Below are 19430 nucleotides of genomic sequence, written 5' to 3' on the forward strand. Positions count from 1 at the left end.
AGAAGGTGTGCGAGGCCGATGGGATGTTGCCGAACCGGCTGTCGCACCCTCAGCCCCTGCCGTACGGTTTCTGCAGATGAGAGAAACACCCCGCTCGCAGGAGACTGCGGGCGAAACCGGGTCGGGGCCTCCCCAGCTTCGCCCTGGTCGTGCCCTCGCGCACACACCCGGAGCTTCCGGCTCCGGAACTCCTCACCGGTCGGACGGTCGCCCGCCCCAAACCCCCCGGGGCGCGCGGCACGCCGGCCAGTTCGGGCGCCTCGGAGCTACCCCCCCTGCTCTGAGGCGCCCGGCCATTTTTCTGGCCGCCGCACTTCTCTTCGCGCTCCTCACCTGGCAGGTCGCCGCCGAGGGCGCGCTCCTCGCGTACGACGAACGCCTCGGCGACGCGATCCGCACCAGCGCGATCCCCTCGGGCCCCGCCGAGTTCTTCGCCGATCTCGGCAACATGGCGGTCGCGCTCCCCGTCCTCGCGCTCACCCTCGCGTACGTCACGTGGCGCACCCGCGAGCGCTTCGCGCCGGTCGTCGCCGTCGTGACGATGGCGCTGGTTCCCGCCCTGGTGGCGCCGCTCCAGTCGCTCGTCGCCCGCCCAGGACCGCCGCCGATGGCCCCGGCCACGGGCTTCTACCCGTCGGGTCACGCGGCGACGGCGGCGGTGGCGTACGGCCTGTGCGTGCTGCTGTCGCCGCGCTCACGAACGCCCCGTGCACGCGAACTGGCCTACGGCTGCGTCCTGTTGAACGCGGCCGTAGGCCTGGGGCTCGTACGACAGGGGTATCACTGGCCGGTCGATGTGGTCGGCAGTTGGTGTCTGTCGGTCGTGCTGCTGTGTGCGGCGGCGTACGTGATCGGCCGGGGCGCGGTCAGCCGAAGTAGGCGTCGAAGTTCTTCTGGAACTGCCAGTTGTTGAAGCGGTCCCAGTTGATCGACCACGTCATCAGGCCGCGCAGCGCGGGCCAGGTGCCATGGGTCGCGTACGAGCCGCAGTTCGTCTTCTTCGTCAGGCAGTCGAGGGCCTTGTTGGTCTCGGCCGGGGAGACGTAGCCGTTGCCCGCCTGGGTGGAGGCCGGCATGCCGATGGCGACCTGGTCGGGGCGCAGCGGCGGGAAGACGTTGTTCGCGTCGCCCGCGACCGGGAAGCCGGTGAGCAGCATGTCGGTCATCGCGATGTGGAAGTCGGCGCCGCCCATGGAGTGGTACTGGTTGTCGAGGCCCATGATGGAGCCGGAGTTGTAGTCCTGGACGTGGAGCAGGGTGAGGTCGTCGCGCAGGGCGTGGATGACCGGGAGGTACGCGCCCGCGCGCGGGTCCTGGCCGCCCCATTTGCCGGTGCCGTAGTACTGGTAGCCGAGCTGGACGAAGAACGTCTCCGGGGCCATGGTCAGGACGAATCCGGAGCCGTATTTGGCCTTGAGGGTCTTTACCGCCGAGATGAGGTTCACGATCACCGGGGTCTTCGGGTTCTTGAAGTCGGTGTCGTCGGCGTTGAGGGAGAGGGAGTGGCCCTCGAAGTCGATGTCGAGGCCGTCGAGGCCGTACTCGTCGATGATCTTCGAGACGGAGGAGACGAAGGTGTCGCGGGCGGCTGCCGTGGTGAGTTGGACCTGGCCGTTCTGGCCGCCGATGGAGATCAGGACCTTCTTGCCGGCCGCCTGCTTCGCTTTGATCGCGGCCTTGAAGTCGGCGTCCGATTCGACGCCCGGGCACTCGGTGACCGGGCAGCGGTCGAAGCGGATGTCGCCCGAGGTCGTCGAGGTGGGTTCGCCGAAGGCGAGGTCGATGACGTCCCAGCTGTCGGGGACGTCGGCGAGGCGGGTGTAGCCGGCGCCGTTGGCGAAGCTGGCGTGGAGGTAGCCGACGAGGGCGTGCGGCGGGAGGTCGCTGCCTTCGTCGCCGGGGACCTTGCCGGTCGTCGCGGTGACCGCCGCCGACTTCGCGGACTCGCCCGCGTCGTTCACGGCCGCGACCTGGAAGCTGTACGCGGTCTCGGGCGTGAGGCCCGCGACCGTGGTGGAAGTGCCGGTCACCGTCTGGGACTTGGTGCCGTTGCGGTACACCGCGTAGCTCGTGGCGCCGGGCACCGCGGACCAGGACAGGCCGACGGTCGTGGCGGTGACCGTGCCGGTCTTGAGGCCGGTGGGCGCGGCGGGCGGCACGGGGGCCTCGGTGCCGGGGCCGAGGAGGGTGAGGTCGTCGGCGGTGTAGGCGGGGCTGCCGTACCAGCCGTGGGTGTAGATCGTGACCTTCGTGGTGGCCGGGCCCGTGCGGAAGGTGGTCTTGAGCTGCTGCCAGTCGGACGCCGACGGGGTCCAGGTCGACACGTCCGTGGTGCCGGTGCCGCTGGCACCGAGGTAGACGTAGCTGCCGCGGACGTAGCCGGACAGCGTGTACGTGGAGTCGGGCTTGACCGTGACGGTCTGGGCGCAGCGGGCGTTGTCGGCTCCGGCCGGGGTGGCCTGGAGCGCCGAAGTGCCGCTGTGCACAGGCGAGTTGACGGTCTTCCCGGTGTTTGCCGAGCAGGTCCAGCCGTCCATGCCGGACTCGAATCCGCCGTTGCGGGCGAGGTCGACGTCGGCGGCGCGGGCGGTGGCGGCGGACATGGCGGTGAGGCCGGTCGCGGCGAGCGCGGCGGCCGTGAGGGTGGTCAGGAGTCTGCGGGGTCTGGAGCGCGTCGCGGCGCGGATCATGGCTGCCTCCGGGCATGGCGGGGAAACGAGCACGGTGGGGCGCGCCCAACTTGGTCCAGACCAATTGAGTTGTCAAGGGTGTTGTCAAAGGGTTCGGTACCGGGTCCGCCCCGGATCGGAACCCGTCTACTCCCCCGCCTCCCTTGCCAGTTGGGCCGCCGCCTCGTGCATCGCGAGTTCCAGGAGCGCCGGGTCCGTGAGCGTGCCCGCCGCGTCCGGCGGCACCAGCCAGCGCAGGGTGCCGCCCGCGAGCCGGCCCGGATACGGCACCACGATCCACGTGCCGTGCCCGGCGCCGCGCACCCCGGTGCCGATCCAGCGGGCGGCCGTGCCCGCGGGCACGAAGAAGCCCATGCGGGCGGCGCCGAAGTCGGCGAGTACCGGTCCTGGCCGGTCCAGCACCCGGCGCAGCACGTCGAGCGTCGGATGGCCCAGCTCCCCCGGCAGGATCAGCACGTCCCACCGCTTGCCCGCGGGCAGCAGCGCCACCCCGTGCGGATTTCGTTCCCACTCCCAGCGGCAGGCGTCCGGATCCGGTGCCACGGACACCAGCCACTCGACCGCTGCCTTGTCCCCCGAGCCATTCATGACGGGGCCCTCCTCGTTCACATCGACGCTGATCGTCACGGAGGAGAGGAGGTAGTGGCCCGAGCATTACGCGACTTCGGTTACCTGGAGGCAGTGAATTTCCTGGGGCGTGTGCGACACGGCGTACGCCGGGGCGGTCTCAGAAGTCCTCAGGGGGCCTCGGGCAGCAGGGTGCTGACGAAGGCGTCCGAGGCGGAGTTGGTGTCGTCAGGGACGAGATCGGTGTCGGTGGAATCGAAGGCGACCATGCTGTTGTCGTCGGTGATCGACACCCGTCCGGCATGGCCGAGGGCCGGGCTGCCGTCCAACGCGGCGGCCACCGCGCGCACTTCACCGGTCTCCAGATCGCGCCTGACGAGCGCCTGCTGAGGGGTGTCCGGGCCGCCGACGCGCGTCACGTAGACCGCGAAGCGGCCGTCGGGGCTGAGCTTTCCGTAGTCGGCGCCGGTCTCGGTCGCCGTGGCCGGGATCGGCCGGGTCGTACCGGTGTCCAGGTCCCGGACGAACACGTTCGAGCCCTGGTCGTCCGCCGTCACCGGGCTCGCGTCGGAGCGGTTGAAGAGCACCCGCCCGCCGTCCGCGCTCAACGACAGGGTGCCCAGGCTCCGTTCGGGCGTCGGCCCGCTCTGCGAGACGTCCAGCAGCTGCCGATCCCCGGTGCGCCGGTCGAAGAGGTAGGCGTTGCCCGTCTCCCGACCCGAGCTGTACCGGGTGTTGACGTACGCGACGCGCTGCCCGTCGTCGCTGATGGCGGCCCTGCCCGCGGAGTACTCCTCGCTCGCGGTGTTCGGCCCGCTCACCCACTGCGTCGTGCCCTCCCGCAGGTCGCGCACGTAGACCCGGGATCCCTCGCGCGCCGTCGAAGTCCCAGGGCGGGTCTGCGTGAACACGACGTAGCGGCCGTCGCCGCTGATCCGGCCGTCGTACGCGCCGCCGCCCGCGTAGTCGCCTAGTTCGACGTCGACCCGCTCGATGTCGGTGCTCGTCAGATCGCGCACGTACAGGCCGCCGCGCGAGGAGCGGAACAGCATCTCGTTCCCCGAGGCGCTGAAGTCGTACACCGTCTCGGCGGCGCCGTCGTAGTTCACCCGCGCAAGCGATCCGTCGCGCAGGTCGCGCACGTACATCCAGTTCACCCCGCCGCCGGGCGGGGCCTGATAGGGCGGTGCGAGATTCGTCGCCAGCGAGACGAAGGCGACGTAGCGGCCGTTGCGGCTGAGCACCGGACCGTACGAATTCCTGTTGCCCTGCGTCCCGTCGGAGTCCACGCTGACCCGCTCGATCACCGCGTCCCCGCTGCCGGGGCCGGCGCTCGCCGCCCCCACCGGCAGCAGCGCCGCCGCCAGCAGACCGGTCCCCAACGCACCCGTCACCGCGGGTAGCAGCCTCCGCATGTCTCCCCCTGAACATTCGTGGCCCCAACCCCCTGTCGAGGCACGCGGCGATACAACCGCGCCACGCACGACAGGGGCAATCCGTCCGGTTACGTACAACCTTGGACGGGCTTCGGACGTCGGGGGCAGGGGGTATGTCCAGCTCAGGTCCCTAGGGCCCTAGCTGTCGAAGCCCAGGCCCACCGAGTCCATCGCCTTCAGCCACAGATTGCGGCGGCCGCCGTTCGCGTCGGCGCGCGCGAGGGACCACTTCGTGAGCGCGATCCCGGTGGCGGCGAACGGCTCCGGCGGGAACGGGAGCGGCTTCTTGCGGACCATCTCCAACTCCGTACGTTCCGTGGGCCCGCCCGCGAGGAGGTCGAGCATCACGTCCGCGCCGAACCGGGTCGCGCCCACGCCGAGGCCCGTGTACCCGGCGGCGTACGCCACCCGGCCCCCGTGCGCCGTGCCGAAGAACGCCGAGAAGCGGGAGCAGGTGTCGATGGCGCCGCCCCACGCGTGCGTGAAGCGCAGGCCCTCCAACTGCGGGAAGCACGTGAAGAAGTGGCCGGCCAGCTTCGCGTACGTCTCCGGGCGGTCGTCGTGCTCGGCCCGCACCCGGCCGCCGTACGGGTAGATCGCGTCGTAGCCGCCCCACAGGATCCGATTGTCGGCGGAGAGCCGGAAGTAGTGGAACTGGTTGGCGGAGTCGCCGAGGCCCTGGCGGTTCTTCCAGCCGATCGCGGCCAGTTGGTCGGCGGTCAGCGGCTCCGTCATCAGCGCGTAGTCGTAGACCGGGACGGTGTACGCGCGCGTGCGCTTCACCAGGGACGGGAAGACGTTGGTGCCGAGCGCCGTGTGCCGGGCGAAGATCCGGCCGTACGGGGTGCGGACCGCGACCTCCGCGCCGTTCGAGGCCAGCTCCGTGGCCGGGGTGTGCTCGTAAATCCGGACGCCGAGGTCGAGGCAGGCCCGCTTGAGGCCCCACGCCAGCTTCGCCGGGTTGAGCATGGCCACGCCGTGCCGGTCGTACATCGCGCCGAGGAAGGTGGGCGACGCGACCTGCTCGCGGGTCTGCTCCGCGTCGAGGAGTTCGACGCCGTCCGCGAGCCCGGCCTCGCCCAACTCCTCGTAGAACTCGCGCAATTCGGCGACCTGGTGCGGCTGGGTCGCCACGTCCAGCTCGCCGGTGCGCTCGAAGTCGCAGTCGATGGAGTAGCGGGCGACCGCCGCCTCGATGGCGTCGAGGTTGGCGGCGCCGAGCTCCTCCAGCTTCTTGATCTCCTTGGGCCAGCGGGCGAGCCCGTTGGCCGTGCCGTGCGTGAGGGAGGCGGCGCAGAATCCACCGTTGCGCCCGGAGGCGGCCCAGCCGATCTCCTTGCCCTCGACGAGGACCACGTCGCGGCCGGGGTCGCGCTCCTTGGCGAGGAGCGCGGTCCACAGTCCGCTGTAACCGCCGCCGACGACCAGGAGGTCGCAGCGTTCGTCGCCGGTGAGGGCGGGGCGGGGCTCGGGGCGGCCGGGGTCGTCGAGCCAGTAGGAGACCGGCTTGGCGTCGGCGAGTGAACTCAGCGAATTCGTCCAGCGATTCATGGCGCGTGCGGCCATGATTCCAACTCCCTCAGAAATTCAGCCGCTTGAAATCAAGCGGATTTGTTCTTGCGCTTACCTATGGTCATTGCGGCCAGCACACACAGTACGGCGACCAGGAACATGGCCGTACCGATGACATTGATCTGAACGGGCGTTCCGCGCTGCGCCGAGCCCCAGACGAACATGGGGAACGTGACGGTCGAGCCCGCGTTGAAATTGGTGATGATGAAGTCGTCGAAGGACAGCGCGAAGGCGAGCAGCGCGCCCGCCGCGATACCGGGCGCCGCGATCGGCAGGGTGACCCGGAGGAAGGTCTGCACCGGGCCCGCGTACAGGTCCTGCGCGGCCTGTTCCAGGCGCGGGTCCATCGACATGACACGGGCCTTCACCGCGGTCACCACGAAGCTGAGGCAGAACATGATGTGAGCGATGAGGATCGTCCAGAAGCCCAGCTGGGCGCCCATGTTGAGGAAGAGCGTGAGCAGCGAGGCCGCCATCACGACCTCCGGCATCGCCATCGGCAGGAAGATCAGCGAGTTGATCGCGCCGCGCGCCCGGAACCGGTAGCGGACGAGCGCGAAGGCGATCATCGTGCCGAGGACGGTCGCGCCGATCGTGGCCCACAGGGCGATCTGGAGGCTCAGCGAGAGCGAGCCGCACATGTCGGCGACGCCGCACGGGTTCTTCCAGGCGTCCGTCGAGAACGCCTGCCACTCGTAATTGAAGCGGCCCTTCGGTTTGTTGAAGGAGAAGACCGTGACGACGATGTTCGGGAGGAGGAGATAGCCGAGGGTGATGAGCCCGGCTATCACGACGAGATTCTTTCGCAGCCAGCGCACGGGCGTGGGCGTGGACATGGACATGGACATCAGACGAGGTCCTCCGTCCCGGAACGGCGGATATAGAAGGTGACCATGAAGAGAATGGCCGCCATGAGGATGAAGGAGAGCGCCGCCGCCGTCGGATAGTCGAGGATGCGCAGGAACTGCGTCTGGATGACGTTTCCGACCATGCGGGTGTCGGTGGAGCCGAGCAGGTCCGCGTTGACGTAGTCGCCGGCCGCCGGGATGAAGGTGAGCAGCGTCCCGGAGACGACGCCCGGCATCGACAGCGGGAACGTCACCTTGCGGAACGTCGTCACCGGCGAGGCGTACAGGTCACCCGCCGCCTCGTGCAGGCGGCCGTCGATCCGCTCCAGGGAGGTGTACAGCGGCAGGATCATGAACGGCAGGAAGTTGTACGTGAGTCCGCACACCACCGCGAGCGGTGTCGCGAGGACTCTGCTGCCGTCGGTCATGCCGAGCCAGCTCGTGACGTCGAGGATGTGCAGCGAGTTGAGCGCGCCCACGACGGGGCCGCCGTCCGCGAGGATCGTCTTCCACGCGAGCGTACGGATCAGGAAGCTGGTGAAGAACGGGGCGATCACCAGGATCATGATGAAGTTGCGCCAGCGGCCCGCGCGGAACGCGATGAGGTACGCGAGCGGGTAGCCGAGCAGCAGACACAGGATCGTGGCGAGGCCCGCGTACAGGACCGAGCGCAGGAACTGCGGGTAGTACTCGGACAGCGCGTCCCAGTACGTCGCGAAGTGCCAGGTGACCTTGAAGCCGTCCTCAAGTGACCCCTGCTGTACGGAAGTCGAGGCCTGGTAGACCATCGGCAGGGCGAAGAAGACGACCAGCCACAGGATGCCGGGCAGCAGCAGCCAGTACGGGACGAGGCGGCCGCGCTTGCGGGTCTTGCGCGGCGGGGGTGGTTCCTCGGACGGGGTGGGCGCCATCGGTGGCGCGTCAGTGACAGCGCTCATGAGCGAAGCTCATTCCTTGGAAGGGTGGTGGCGGGCGACGGGCGGGCGCTCATGCGGCGGCGTCCTCCGAGACCTTGGCCGCGCCCGCGTCGACATCCTGGGCGGCGTCGAGCCCGAAGGTGTGCGCCGGGTTCCAGTGCAGGACGACCTCGGCGCCGGGGGCGAGGCGGGAGTCGCGCTCGATGTTCTGCGCGTAGACCTCGAAGGCGTCGCACAGCGGGCTGTCGATGACGTACTGCGTGGAGACGCCGATGAAACTGCTGTCGGCGATCTTCCCGGTTATCCGGTTACGGCCGTCCGGTATCTCGCCCGCGTCGTCGGCGTGCGTGAGCGAGATCTTCTCGGGGCGCACGCCGAGGAGCAGCTTGTCGCCGTTCGCGGTGGTGGCGGAGGAGTTGCGGGCGGAGGGCAGGACGAGCTTTCCGTCGCCCGCCTTGAGGGTGAGGTCGTCGCCTGACCGGCCCGCGATCTCGGCCTCGATGAAGTTCGAGGTGCCGAGGAAGTTCGCGACGAACGTCGAGCCCGGGTTCTCGTACAGGTCGGTGGGGGCGCCGAGTTGTTCGACCGTGCCCTGGTTCATCACGGCGACCGTGTCGGCCATCGTCATGGCCTCCTCCTGGTCGTGCGTGACGTGCACGAAGGTGATGCCGACCTCGGTCTGGATGCGCTTGAGCTCCAGCTGCATCTGGCGGCGCAGCTTGAGGTCGAGGGCGCCGAGCGGCTCGTCGAGAAGGAGCACCTTGGGGTGGTTGATGAGCGCGCGGGCGACGGCGACGCGCTGCTGCTGGCCGCCGGAGAGCTGCTGCGGCTTCTTGCGGATGTGCTCACCGAGCTGCACCAGGTCGAGCATCTCCTCGACCTGCTTCTTCACCGACTTGATGCCGCGGCGGCGCAGGCCGAAGGCGACGTTCTCGTAGATGTCGAGGTGCGGGAAGAGCGCGTACGACTGGAAGACGGTGTTCACCGGGCGCTTGTACGGGGGCAGGGACGTCACGTCCTGGTCGCCGAGGTGCACGGTGCCGGTCGTCGGGTCCTCAAGTCCCGCGATCATGCGCAGGGTTGTGGTCTTCCCGCAGCCGGAGGCGCCGAGCAGCGCGAAGAAGGAGCCCTGCGGGACGGTGAGGTCGAGCGGGTGGACGGCGGTGAAGCCGTTGTCGTACGTCTTGCTGATACCGGAGAGCCGGACGTCGCCGCCGGTCTCCGGCGTCGTGAGGGTCGTCATGGTGAGTCCAGGGAGTCGTGAGGGCAGGGACACGGACGCGGTCGGGGGCGGGTCCGGCCGGGGACGGGCCGCCAGTGCGTTTGCCGGTGCGTCTGAGGACGGCTCGGCCGCCGGTGTGCAGGAAGGCGATGCGGCCGCCGGTGTGCCGAGGGTGGCTCGTCGGCGGGTGTGCCGGGGAGCGTTGGTCGGCGGGGCGCCGGGGGACGGCTCAACCGCCTGTGAGCTGGGCGAACTTCTGCTCGAACGCCGTCTCTTCCTTGGCGGTCAGGGAGCGGAAGCCGTGCGCCTTGGCCGACATCTCCTTGTCGGGGACGATCAGCGGATCGTTCGCCACGTCCTTGTCGATCTTGGCGAGTTCGGGCCTGACGATGCTGGTCTCCAGCGGCGACACGTAGTTGATCCACGCGGCCAGTTCGGCGCCGACGGCCGGCTCGTAGTAGTAGTCCATGAGCTTCTCGGCGTTCGTCTTGTGACGCGCCTTGTTCGGCACCAGCATGTTGTCGGTCGACGAGATGTAACCGGCGTCCGGGATCGCGAACTTGACGTGCGGGTTGTCCGCCTGGAGCTGCACGACGTCACCGGCCCAGGCCAGACACGCGGCCAGGTCGCCCTTGGAGAGGTCGGATATGTAGTCGTTGCCGGTGAAGCGGCGCACCTGCTTGCTGTCGACGGCCTTCTGCACGCGCGCGACGGCGGCGTCGAAGTCGTCGGCCTTGAAGGTGCGCGGGTCCTTGCCCATGTCGATCAGCGTCATGCCGATCGTGTCGCGCATCTCCGAGAGCAGTCCGACCTTGCCCTTGAGCTTGGGGTCCTCCAGGAGCTGGGTGACCGAGGTGACCTCTTTGCCGCCGGTGGCCTTGGTGTTGTACGCGATGACCGTCGCGATGCCCTGCCAGGGGTAGGAGTAGGCGCGGCCCGGGTCCCAGTCCGGGTTGCGGAACTGGCTGGCCAGGTTGGAGTACGCGTGCGGCAGGTGGGCCGGGTCGAGCTTCTGCACCCAGCCGTAGCGGATCAGCCGGGCGGCGAGCCAGTCGGTGAGCACGATGATGTCGCGCCCGGTGTCCTGGCCCGCGGCCAGCTGGGGCTTGATCTTCCCGAAGAACTCGACGTTGTCGTTGATGTCCTCGGTGTACTTGACCTTGATTCCGGTGCGCTTGGTGAAGGCATCGAGCGACGGGCGGTGCTTCTCGTCGTCGCTCATGTCGATGTACTCGGTCCAGTTGGAGAAGTTGACGACCTTCTCCTTGGCCGAGTGGTCCTCGGACGAGATGCCGCCCGAGGACTTGCTCGCCGCGGGGATGCCGCAGCCGGTGAGGCCGGCGAGCCCGCCGACGGCGAGCACACCGCCTGCCGAGGCGCGCATCAGACTGCGGCGGGACATCGCTGCCCTGCCGTTTCTGAAACTGCGGTGCATGGCGGCCAGTTGGGCCGGGGCGAGGGGGTCCCTCCCTGCTCGATCGAAGTTGAGAGCTTGGGGGAGGTCGGGCTCGTACTGCTCCATGCGCGTGGTTGCCCTTTCGGGAGGCTGGCGGCCGTGTGGTCGGTACGGCCTGGTGGTTATCGGTCCCCGAAGATCGTGCGGTGCCAGTCCTTGCGCACCACCGCGGTGTTGTCGAACATGACGTGCTTGATCTGCGTGTACTCCTCGAAGGAGTACACGGACATGTCCTTGCCGAAGCCGGACGCCTTGTAGCCGCCGTGCGGCATCTCGCTGAGGATCGGGATGTGGTCGTTGACCCACACACAGCCCGCCTTGATCTCGCGGGTGGCGCGGTTCGCGCGGAACACATTGGTGGACCAGGCGGAGGCGGCGAGCCCGTACGGGGTGTCGTTCGCGAGCCGGATCCCGTCGTCGTCGCTGTCGAAGGGCAGCACCACGAGCACCGGGCCGAAGATCTCGGACTGCACGGCCTCGCTGTCCTGCGCGGCGTCCGCGATGAGGGTGGGCCGGTAGTACGCGCCGTCGGCGAGGTCGCCGCCGGGGGCCTCGCCACCGGTCACCACGCGCGCGTAGCCGCGCGCACGGTCGACGAAGGCGGCGACGCGGTCGCGCTGGGCGTGCGAGATGAGCGGCCCGAGGTCGGTGTCGGCGGCGAACGGGTCACCGAGCCGCACGGTCTCCATGAGAGCCGCGGTCTTCTCCACGAAGGCGTCGTAGAGCGGGCGTTGGACGTACGCGCGCGTGGCGGCGGTGCAGTCCTGGCCGGTGTTGATGAGGGCGCCCGCGACCGCGCCGTGCACGGCGGCGTCGAGATCGGCGTCGTCGAACACGACGAACGGCGCCTTGCCGCCCAGCTCCAGGTGGATCCGCTTGACGGTGGCGGTGGCGATCTCGGCGACCCGCTTGCCGACGCCCGTGGAGCCGGTGAAGGAGGTCATCGCGACGTCCGGGTGCCCGACGAGGTGCTCACCGGCGTCCTTGCCGCCGCCGCTGACGACGTTGACGACGCCGTCCGGGAGGCCGGCCTCGGTGGCGGCCTGCGCGAAGAGCAGCGAGGTGAAGGGGGTGAGCTCGGCGGGCTTGAGCACGATCGTGTTGCCCGCGGCGATGGCGGGCAGCACCTTCCAGGCGGCCATCTGCAACGGGTAGTTCCACGGCGCGATGGAGCCGACGACGCCGATGGGCTCACGGCGTACGTACGAGGTGTGGTCCCCGCTGTACTCGCCCGCGGACTGCCCCTGCAGATGCCGGGCGGCACCGGCGAAGAACGCGGCGTTGTCCACCGACCCCGGCACGTCGAACTCGCGGCTCAGCTTGAGCGGCTTGCCGCACTGCAAGGACTCGAGGCGGGCGAACTCCTCCGCCTTCTCGCCGAGCACGGCGGCGAACCGGTGCATGGCGTCGGAGCGCTCGCCCGGCGTCGCGCCCGCCCAGCCGGGGAAGGCCTCGCGGGCGGCGGCGACGGCGGCGTCCACGTCGGCGGTGCCCGCCAGTTCGTACGTGTAGATCTCCTCGCCGGTGGCCGGGTCGACGACGGCGTGGGTGCGGCCCGATGTGCCCTTCACGAGGCGTCCGCCGATGAAGTTCGCGCCGTCCGCGAAGCGTTCCTGTGCCAGCGCGGCGACGTTCTTCGCCGAGGCGGGGTGATCCGAGGTGGGGTGGTGCATGAGTGCTCGCTCTCGCTTCTCCTGCGTCGGCGCTGCGTCCCGAGGGCTTCCCGAGGGCCGACGTAGCTCCAGCCGTAGCTCCAGCTCGATTTGAGTGACGATCCTGACAGAGGACCACGACCCCAACAAGTGATTCCGTTGTTGCCTTTTGGTTACGCGACGGAATCTGTCGACCAGGTGTCGAGTCCGCCTGGAAAACCCAGGACGGATTGTCAGTGGCGGGTGCCAGACTCGCGTGTATGGAGATCAATAGCAGGGATTCGCTGGTGGCGACCCTGGAGGCGGGGGAAGAGACGGGCGAGGGCATCAAATATCTGCACTTCTGGGGACACGCGCCGCGTAAGGACGGCTCGCTCGGGGCGAGTTGCCTCAGCCAGTGGTGGCCTTCGCCGTTCACGGTGGACGGCGTGGAGTACGCGACGGCGGAGCACTGGATGATGGCGGAGAAGGCGCGCCTTTTCGGTGACGCCGACGCGGAGCGCCGCGCGATAGCGGCCGGCCACCCTTCGCAGGCCAAGAAGGCGGGGCGGCTCGTGCGCGGTTTCGACGACGCGGTGTGGGAGCGGGAGCGGTTCGGCGTGGTCGTCGAGGGCAGCGTCCACAAGTTCGCCTCGGATCCGGCTTTGCGGGAGTTCCTGGTCGGGACGGGTGAGCGGGTGCTGGTGGAGGCGAGCCCGATGGACCGGGTGTGGGGCATCGGCCTGGCGGCGGACGACGAGGCGGCGCGGGACCCGAGACGGTGGCGGGGTTCGAACCTGCTCGGGTTCGCGTTGATGGCGGCGCGGAAGCGGTTGCGCTCGCGCTGAGCGGGGGGGGGTGGGGGCCGGGTTCAGCCCAGGACGGCGATCGCGACACCGACCGCCGACAGCAGCCCGCCCACTCCGCAGATCAGCCCGGCGAGGGCCTGCCCGCCGTTGCTCGCGGCGCCCCGCCCGGCCCGCCGCCGGCCGACCGTGCCGAAGACGACGGCGAGCACCCCCGTCACGATCGCCACCGGCCACGCCAGGAAGCCGACCGCGGTGACGATGCCGAGGACGAGGGCGGCGACACCGAGGCCGTTGCGGGGCGGGGCGATGGGGGCGGGCCCGTACCCGTACGGCTGCCCGTATCCGTACGGCCCGTATCCGTACGCCGGGTGCGGCGGGAGCGGGCCCGGGCCCTCGGGGCCGACCGGCGGTGGCGGCACGGGCTCGTCGGGGGCCGCGTACGGATTGACGTACCCGTACGAGGAGGGCGCGGGCGGGAGCCGCCACGGGTCGTCGCGCTCGGTCATCCGACCATGCTAGGCACCCGGCGTGCCCCCGATCTCGCCCGCATACGATGACGAGCGACCCCGATCAGCCGATCACCCAAGTTCCTGGGGAGGAATCCGTGAACGAGCCGAACAACCAGAGCCAGAACCCGGGCCTGCAGTCCTTCATCGCCGGACTGCCGAAGGCGGAACTGCACGTCCACCACGTGGGCTCGGCCTCCCCCAGGATCGTCTCGGCGCTCGCCGCCCGGCACCCCGACTCCAAGGTCCCGACGGACCCCGAGGCGCTGGCCGACTTCTTCACGTTCACGGACTTCGCGCACTTCATCCAGGTCTACCTGTCCGTGGTCGACCTGATCCGCACCCCGGAGGACGTCCGCCTCCTCACGTACGAGATCGCCCGCGACATGGCCCGGCAGAACGTGCGGTACGCGGAGCTGACCATCACCCCGTTCTCCTCCACGCGCCGCGGCATCGACGCCCGCGCCTTCATGGACGCCATCGAGGACGCCCGCAAGTCGGCGGAGGCCGAGTTCGGCACGGTGCTGCGCTGGTGCTTCGACATCCCCGGCGAGGCGGGCCTGGAGTCGGCGGAGGAGACGGCGCGGCTCGCCACGGACGACGCACTGCGCCCGGAGGGCCTGGTGTCCTTCGGCCTCGGCGGGCCCGAAGTGGGCGTGCCGCGCCCGCAGTTCAAGCCGTACTTCGACCGGGCGCGGGCGGCGGGCCTGCGCAGCGTCCCGCACGCGGGCGAGACGACGGGTCCCGAGACGGTGTGGGACGCGCTCACCTACCTGGGCGCCGAGCGCATCGGCCACGGCACGTCGTCCGCCACCGACCCGAAGCTCCTCGCGCACCTGGCCGAGCACGGCATCCCGCTGGAGGTGTGCCCGACGTCGAACATCGCGACGCGCGCGGTCCGCACGCTGGACGAGCACCCGTTGCGGACGTTCGTCGACGCGGGCGTCCCGGTCAGCATCAACTCGGACGACCCGCCCATGTTCTCCACGGACCTCAACACCGAGTACGCGGTGGCCGCCCGCCTCCTCGACCTCGACGAACACGGCATCGCCGACCTCGCCAAGAACGCGGTCCACGCCTCCTTCCTCGACGAGATCGGCAAGGCCCGCCTCATGACGGAGATCGACACGTACACGACCAACTGGCCTCAATAGACCTCCTCCAGCGACCGCCGGATGGGCAACTCAAGCCCCTCCAGCGACCGCCAGGTGGGCAACTCAAGCCCCTCCAGCGACCGCCAGGTGGGCAACTCAAGCCCCTCCGGCGATTGAGGAGCGGGGCCCGGGGCAGAGCCCCGCGACCGGGCACCGGGTGACGCCCACCCGCCCCGCCCCAGGCCACAATGGTGGCCATGCGCACCGTCACCGCCGTGGCCCACCGAGGCGACCCCTACCGCGTCCGCGAGAACACCCTCCCGTCCCTGCGCTCCGCGCTCGAACGGGGCGCGGACGCGGTCGAGATCGACGTCCGCCTGACCAGGGACGCCGTCCCGGCCCTCCTCCACGACGCCACCCTTGAACGCCTGTGGCAGCACGACCGCCCGCTGTCCGCGCTCTCCTACGACGAGGCGCACGGCCTCACGGACGGCGGCGTCCCCACACTGGTCGACGCCCTGGAGGCCTGCCGCGACGCCCGCGTCATGATCGACCTGCCGGGCGCCGACGCGAAGGCGATTCGCGCGGTCGTCGGCACGGTCCACGACTGCGGCGCCGACGACCGCGTCTACTACTGCGCGGGCGCCCGGACCATGCTCAAGGTCCGGGCCGCGGCCCCGTCCGCCGAGATCGCCCTCACCTGGACCTCACTCGCCCCACCCCGCCCCGGTCTCCTCGCCGCGATCACCCCCCGCTGGCTCAACTACCGTTTCCCGCTGGTGAGTCGGGACCTGGCGGCCCGGGTCCACCGCGAGGGCTACCTCCTCTCCGCATGGACCCCCGACACCAGACGCTCGATGCGCCGCCTCCTGGACCTGGGCGTGGACTCCCTCACGACGAACCGCATCGACGTCCTGACGTCCCTGCGCACGGACGAAGGCTGACGTACGCCCGCTTCCCCTAGGGGGAAGCCGGGGCAAGGCCCGGGGTCGGGATCATCCCGCAGGGCGAGCTGTCCGGCCGACGCGCGACCGAGGATGGTCGACGTCGGCCCACTCGGGCCAACTCCCGTACCAGGAGGCCCCCTTGAAGCGCCGTTCCGCCCTCACCCTGGCCCTGCCCACCGCCCTCGCACTCGCCTTCGGCGCCGTGGCCACAGCGGTACCGCCGGCCCAGGCCCACCCGGCCCGGGCCGGCGTGTCCCCCGCGCCCGGCGCCCCCGACGCCCAGGCCCTCACCGCGGCCCTCGCCGGCCTGCCGGACGACGACGCCACCGCCGCCCTCCTCCGGATCGGCGGCACCGGCGGCTCCTGGCACGGGACCGCGGGCGTACGGGATCTGCGGACGCGGGAGAAGGCCCTGGAGCACGCCCGGTTCCGGGCAGGCTCGACGACGAAGGTGGTGACGGCGGCGGCGGTGCTGCGCCTGGCCGCCGAACGAAGACTGGACCTGAACGCCCCCGTCCAGCAGTACCTCCCCGCCCTCTTCCGCGACACGGCCTTCAAACGCCCCGTCTCCGTACGGCAGTTGCTCGACCACACCAGCGGCATCCAGCCCGGGGACGGCTGGGGCGACGCGTTCGAGGACCAGTACGCGCACCGCTTCGACGTCATCACGCCCACCCAGGTCGTGACGTCGGCGCTCGCCAAGGGCCCCGCGTTCGCGCCGGGCACCCGCCAGCAGTACCTGAACATCAACTACACGCTGCTGGGCCTGCTGCTGGAAAGGGTCACGAGCCGCTCCTACGCGGAGGCGGCGAAGGAGCTGGTCCTGCGCCCGGCGGGCATGCGCGACACGTCGTTCCCCGGCACCGACCCCCGTATCCAGGGCCCGCACAACCGCGGCTACCAGTTGGTGGACGGCGAGTTCGTGGACGTCACGGATTGGGTGCAGGCGGACCGCTCGGCCGCGGGCGACATGATCTCGACGACCGCCGATCTGGAACGTCTGCTCACCGCCCTCTTCCAGGGCCGGATCGTGCCCGCCCCGCAGCTGAAGGAGATGTTCAGGCTCCCGGCCCGTATCAAGGGCGCCACGTTCAGCGCGGGCCTGCAACGGATCGAACTGAACGGCCAGGTGTACTGGGGGAAGACCGGCTCCCGCTACGGCTACAGCACGGCCGTCGCCGCCACCCGCGACCTGTCCCGCACGGTGGTCTACTCGGTCAACTCCACGGACGCGAAGGGCGAGCAGATGAACCCCGTCGCCCAGCGCATCATCGCGGCGTCAGTCAGGGACGCGTCCTGACTTCCTGACCAGTCGCCGCGCCACCCCGTGCGACACCGCCGTCGCCGCCCCCGCCCACAGCAGCCCGGCGGCGAGGTCCCGGCCCCGGGTCGGCCGCAGCACCCCGGCGCGGCGCAGCCGGTGGCGTGCCCACAGCGTGAACGGCACGACGAGGGTGGGCGTCGTGGCCACGCCCGGGGTGTAGCCGCGGACGGCGGCAGCCTGGGCCAGGTGCACGAGGCCGTGCAGGCCGAACCCGTCGAGCATCGCCTGGTACGTCGCGGAGCGGCCACCGCTCGCCCATCCGGCGAGGGCGCCGGCGCCGACGATCCCGGCCATCACACCGACGGCGGCGCGGAACTCCCGCTCGTCGACGCCCTCCAGGGACCGCCACACGCCCTCGGGCACCTCGGGCCACCGCTCGCGCAGCTCCGGCAGGTGCCGCCGCAGCCAGCGGGGCGCGGCGAGCACCTCCTCCGTGTCGTGCACCGCCCACGCGGCGAACAGTCCAAGCGTCACCGCCGCCCCGACCGAATCCTTGTTCCCCATGAGCCGATCCTAGAACGGCCTGCGCACACTCGACGCTCAGCGGATCAGCCGCCCGTCCTCGTCGAGGATGCCCGCGCACTCTTTCCGTATCGCCCCGTCCTCAACGCGCGTCCTGGATCGGCGTGGTGTTCCACGTGATGAAGGAGCGCGCGGTGCGCGCGGTGCCGTCGGCGTTCTTCGTGCCCGGGTTGCCGAAGTCGAGTTCGGTGTCGGTGTCGGTGGACCAGTCGACGGTCTCCCCCTGCTGCACGTACGTATCGAAGGTGTTCGACAGCGCCGAGGTGGAGGGGTCGACAGTGACCGAACCGTCCTTGTTCGCCTTGGCCTTGAGGCCCTTGGCCCGTACGGGGAGGGTATAGGCGTAGGGGCCGGCGGCCGGCCTCTTCGCGATCTCGACGAACTGCTCGAAGCCACTGCGGGTGGCCTCGACGATGACGTCGGCGCCGGGCACCGCGTCCGGGTAGCGGGCGCGGGTGCCGTCCAGTTCCGGGGCGGGCCTTGGGTACGACGGTGCCGTCGGCGCCCTCGGTGAGGGTGCCGTCCGGGTTGGCGACGGTGTGGGCGGTGGGCGTCGTCTCGTCGGTGGCGACGACCTTCTTCCCGCTCTTCTTCGCCTGGGCGATCGCCCGGGCCTTCGATCCCTTGGCGTGCTTCGCAGCCCAGGCCAGGTCGGATTCCCAGATCTCCTTCACAGCCCCGCGATCCTGTTCCACCGCTTCGAGAACTCCGTACGCTCCTTGGAGCTGATGTCCCGCGCGATCGCGAGCCGCGAGCGCATCCGGTCGTCCGGGAAGATCAGCGGGTCCTCGGCGAGCGCGGCGGTCTCCTTGTCCTTGGAGGAGGCGAGCACGTCCCGCGCCGCGGGCACCGGGCAGACGTAGTTGACCCACGCGGCGAGGTCGGCGGCGACCTCCGGCTGGTAGTAGTAGTCGATCAGGCGCTCGGCGTTGGCCTTGTGGTCGGCGAGGTTGGGGATCATCAGGGACTCGGCCCACAGTTCGGCGCCCTCCTCGGGGACGACGAACTCGATGTCGGGGTTGTCGGCCTTGAGTTGGATGATGTCGCCGCTGTACGCCTGGCAGGCGAGGACGTCCCCGCTGGACAGGTCCTTGATGTAGTCGTTGCCGGTGAAGCGGCGGATGTGCTTCGCCTTGACCAGCTTCTCGACCTGGTCGCAGACCTGGTCGAAGTCGGCGGCGGTCCACTTGGTGATGTCGACGCCGTTGCCCTGCATGAGCAGCGCGAAGGACTCGTCGAGGCCGGAGAGGAGCGTGACGCGCCCCGCCAGGTCGTCCGCCCAGAGGTCCGACACGTGCTTGATCTCGCGGCCCAGCTTGCGCTTGTTGTAGGCGATACCCGTGATCCCGGACTGCCACGGCACGGTGTACTTGCGGCCCGGGTCGAAGGCGGGCGAACGCAGCAGCGGATCGAGGTACTTCGTGACGTTCGGCTGGTGGGCGCGGTCCATCTCCTGGACCCAGCCGAGGCGCACGAAGCGCGAGCACATCCAGTCGGAGATGACGATGAGGTCGCGGTCGGTCTTCTGGTGGTTCATCAGCGAGGGACTGATCTTGCCGAAGAACTCGTCGTTGTCGTTGATCTCTTCGGTGTACTTGACCTGGATCCCGGTCCGCTTCTCGAACGCGTCGAGGGTGGGCCGCTTGGAGGGGTTGTTGTCGTCGACGTCGATGTAGAGCGGCCAGTTGGCCCAGGTGAGCCGCTTGTCGTCGGCGGACCGGTCCTTGGCGCCGCGGTCACCGGGCGAGACGTACGCGGCGGGCACCCCGCAGCCGGCGGCGAGCGCACCCACCGCCACGGCCGCGCCACCACCGCCCAGGGCGCGCAGCAGAGAACGGCGGGTCACATGGGGGGTTACCGGGTTCGATCTCACCGACTCAGCATGCGAG

At 70.2% G+C, this 19430-nt stretch carries 17 protein-coding genes and 1 pseudogene; 5 read left to right on the forward strand and 13 right to left on the reverse strand.

The window, feature by feature from the left end; genetic code table 11:
- Positions 1-76 precede the first annotated feature (76 nt).
- Positions 77-913: a phosphatase PAP2 family protein gene (locus RBJ65_RS24340; protein WP_306318675.1), complete on the forward strand. Its 837-nt coding sequence runs from the start codon at positions 77-79 to the stop codon at positions 911-913.
- Here the strand turns inward: RBJ65_RS24340 and RBJ65_RS24345 are convergent.
- From RBJ65_RS24345 to RBJ65_RS24385, 9 genes are all read right to left on the reverse strand, one after another.
- Positions 867-2690, reverse strand: coding sequence for a chitinase (locus RBJ65_RS24345; RefSeq protein ID WP_306318676.1), 1824 nt, complete (start codon positions 2688-2690; stop codon positions 867-869). The genes RBJ65_RS24340 and RBJ65_RS24345 overlap by 47 nt on opposite strands.
- 126 nt (positions 2691-2816) lie before the next feature.
- Complete coding sequence (locus RBJ65_RS24350) at positions 2817-3278, reverse strand: hypothetical protein (protein WP_306318907.1); 462 nt, start codon at positions 3276-3278, stop codon at positions 2817-2819.
- 149 nt (positions 3279-3427) lie between these two features.
- Positions 3428-4672, reverse strand: coding sequence for a hypothetical protein (locus RBJ65_RS24355; protein WP_306318677.1), 1245 nt, complete (start codon positions 4670-4672; stop codon positions 3428-3430).
- 159 nt (positions 4673-4831) lie between these two features.
- Positions 4832-6259 (reverse strand): FAD-binding oxidoreductase, encoded by a 1428-nt coding sequence (locus RBJ65_RS24360; RefSeq protein ID WP_306318678.1) that lies wholly within the window; start codon positions 6257-6259, stop codon positions 4832-4834.
- 35 nt (positions 6260-6294) lie between these two features.
- Complete coding sequence (locus RBJ65_RS24365; RefSeq protein ID WP_306318679.1) at positions 6295-7113, reverse strand: ABC transporter permease; 819 nt, start codon at positions 7111-7113, stop codon at positions 6295-6297.
- Positions 7113-8051: an ABC transporter permease gene (locus tag RBJ65_RS24370; protein WP_306318680.1), complete on the reverse strand. Its 939-nt coding sequence runs from the start codon at positions 8049-8051 to the stop codon at positions 7113-7115. The genes RBJ65_RS24365 and RBJ65_RS24370 overlap by 1 nt, the downstream gene beginning before the upstream one ends.
- 49 nt (positions 8052-8100) lie before the next feature.
- On the reverse strand, positions 8101-9273 hold the full coding sequence (locus RBJ65_RS24375; protein WP_306318681.1) for an ABC transporter ATP-binding protein: 1173 nt from the start codon (positions 9271-9273) through the stop codon (positions 8101-8103).
- 208 nt (positions 9274-9481) lie between these two features.
- Positions 9482-10774: a spermidine/putrescine ABC transporter substrate-binding protein gene (locus RBJ65_RS24380; RefSeq protein WP_372341251.1), complete on the reverse strand. Its 1293-nt coding sequence runs from the start codon at positions 10772-10774 to the stop codon at positions 9482-9484.
- A gap of 56 nt (positions 10775-10830) precedes the next feature.
- Positions 10831-12381 carry a gamma-aminobutyraldehyde dehydrogenase gene (locus tag RBJ65_RS24385; RefSeq protein WP_306318682.1) on the reverse strand — a complete coding sequence of 517 codons (1551 nt, stop codon included), beginning with the start codon at positions 12379-12381 and terminating at the stop codon, positions 10831-10833.
- 239 nt (positions 12382-12620) lie between these two features.
- Here RBJ65_RS24385 and RBJ65_RS24390 point away from each other — a divergent pair, with 239 nt between their 5' ends.
- Positions 12621-13187: an NADAR family protein gene (locus tag RBJ65_RS24390; RefSeq protein WP_306318683.1), complete on the forward strand. Its 567-nt coding sequence runs from the start codon at positions 12621-12623 to the stop codon at positions 13185-13187.
- A 23-nt stretch (positions 13188-13210) separates the two neighbouring features.
- On the opposite strand, the gene RBJ65_RS24395 is transcribed toward RBJ65_RS24390, so the two are convergent.
- Positions 13211-13654 carry a DUF4190 domain-containing protein gene (locus RBJ65_RS24395; RefSeq protein WP_306318684.1) on the reverse strand — a complete coding sequence of 148 codons (444 nt, stop codon included), beginning with the start codon at positions 13652-13654 and terminating at the stop codon, positions 13211-13213.
- A gap of 98 nt (positions 13655-13752) precedes the next feature.
- Here RBJ65_RS24395 and RBJ65_RS24400 point away from each other — a divergent pair, with 98 nt between their 5' ends.
- From RBJ65_RS24400 to RBJ65_RS24410, 3 genes are all read left to right on the forward strand, one after another.
- The gene (locus RBJ65_RS24400; protein WP_372341252.1) at positions 13753-14808 is read left to right on the forward strand and encodes an adenosine deaminase; all 1056 of its coding nucleotides are present in this window, start codon (positions 13753-13755) and stop codon (positions 14806-14808) included.
- 197 nt (positions 14809-15005) lie between these two features.
- A complete protein-coding gene (locus RBJ65_RS24405; protein WP_306318685.1) occupies positions 15006-15692 on the forward strand; it encodes a glycerophosphodiester phosphodiesterase in 687 nt (228 codons plus the stop codon).
- A 142-nt stretch (positions 15693-15834) separates the two neighbouring features.
- A complete protein-coding gene (locus RBJ65_RS24410) occupies positions 15835-16995 on the forward strand; it encodes a serine hydrolase (RefSeq protein WP_306318686.1) in 1161 nt (386 codons plus the stop codon).
- Here RBJ65_RS24410 and RBJ65_RS24415 read toward each other — a convergent pair.
- From RBJ65_RS24415 to RBJ65_RS24425, 3 genes and pseudogenes are all read right to left on the reverse strand, one after another.
- On the reverse strand, positions 16975-17523 hold the full coding sequence (locus RBJ65_RS24415) for an HXXEE domain-containing protein (RefSeq protein ID WP_306318687.1): 549 nt from the start codon (positions 17521-17523) through the stop codon (positions 16975-16977). The genes RBJ65_RS24410 and RBJ65_RS24415 overlap by 21 nt on opposite strands.
- 106 nt (positions 17524-17629) lie before the next feature.
- Positions 17630-18019: pseudogene (locus RBJ65_RS24420) on the reverse strand (hypothetical protein); the annotation flags it as partial.
- A gap of 192 nt (positions 18020-18211) precedes the next feature.
- Positions 18212-19387, reverse strand: a complete 1176-nt coding sequence (locus tag RBJ65_RS24425) for a spermidine/putrescine ABC transporter substrate-binding protein (protein WP_372341253.1) — start codon at positions 19385-19387, stop codon at positions 18212-18214.
- Between the last annotated feature and the right edge of the window lie 43 nt (positions 19388-19430).

Origin of the sequence: Streptomyces sp. KL109B, from assembly GCF_030766935.1 — a bacterium.
In the GTDB taxonomy this organism is placed as follows: domain Bacteria; phylum Actinomycetota; class Actinomycetes; order Streptomycetales; family Streptomycetaceae; genus Streptomyces.

Bases quoted from the DNA above. Each gene is read 5' to 3' on its own strand.
- RBJ65_RS24355 (WP_306318677.1), bottom strand. From the start codon at position 4,672: ATGCGGAGGCTGCTACCCGCGGTGACGGGTGCGTTGGGGACCGGTCTG.
- RBJ65_RS24380 (WP_372341251.1), bottom strand. From the start codon at position 10,774: ATGGAGCAGTACGAGCCCGACCTCCCCCAAGCTCTCAACTTCGATCGA.
- RBJ65_RS24360 (WP_306318678.1), bottom strand. From the start codon at position 6,259: ATGGCCGCACGCGCCATGAATCGCTGGACGAATTCGCTGAGTTCACTC.
- RBJ65_RS24350 (WP_306318907.1), bottom strand. From the start codon at position 3,278: ATGAATGGCTCGGGGGACAAGGCAGCGGTCGAGTGGCTGGTGTCCGTG.
- RBJ65_RS24395 (WP_306318684.1), bottom strand. From the start codon at position 13,654: ATGACCGAGCGCGACGACCCGTGGCGGCTCCCGCCCGCGCCCTCCTCG.
- RBJ65_RS24375 (WP_306318681.1), bottom strand. From the start codon at position 9,273: ATGACGACCCTCACGACGCCGGAGACCGGCGGCGACGTCCGGCTCTCC.
- RBJ65_RS24415 (WP_306318687.1), bottom strand. From the start codon at position 17,523: ATGGGGAACAAGGATTCGGTCGGGGCGGCGGTGACGCTTGGACTGTTC.
- RBJ65_RS24385 (WP_306318682.1), bottom strand. From the start codon at position 12,381: ATGCACCACCCCACCTCGGATCACCCCGCCTCGGCGAAGAACGTCGCC.
- RBJ65_RS24390 (WP_306318683.1), top strand. From the start codon at position 12,621: ATGGAGATCAATAGCAGGGATTCGCTGGTGGCGACCCTGGAGGCGGGG.
- RBJ65_RS24345 (WP_306318676.1), bottom strand. From the start codon at position 2,690: ATGATCCGCGCCGCGACGCGCTCCAGACCCCGCAGACTCCTGACCACC.
- RBJ65_RS24370 (WP_306318680.1), bottom strand. From the start codon at position 8,051: ATGAGCGCTGTCACTGACGCGCCACCGATGGCGCCCACCCCGTCCGAG.
- RBJ65_RS24365 (WP_306318679.1), bottom strand. From the start codon at position 7,113: ATGTCCATGTCCATGTCCACGCCCACGCCCGTGCGCTGGCTGCGAAAG.
- RBJ65_RS24405 (WP_306318685.1), top strand. From the start codon at position 15,006: ATGCGCACCGTCACCGCCGTGGCCCACCGAGGCGACCCCTACCGCGTC.
- RBJ65_RS24340 (WP_306318675.1), top strand. From the start codon at position 77: ATGAGAGAAACACCCCGCTCGCAGGAGACTGCGGGCGAAACCGGGTCG.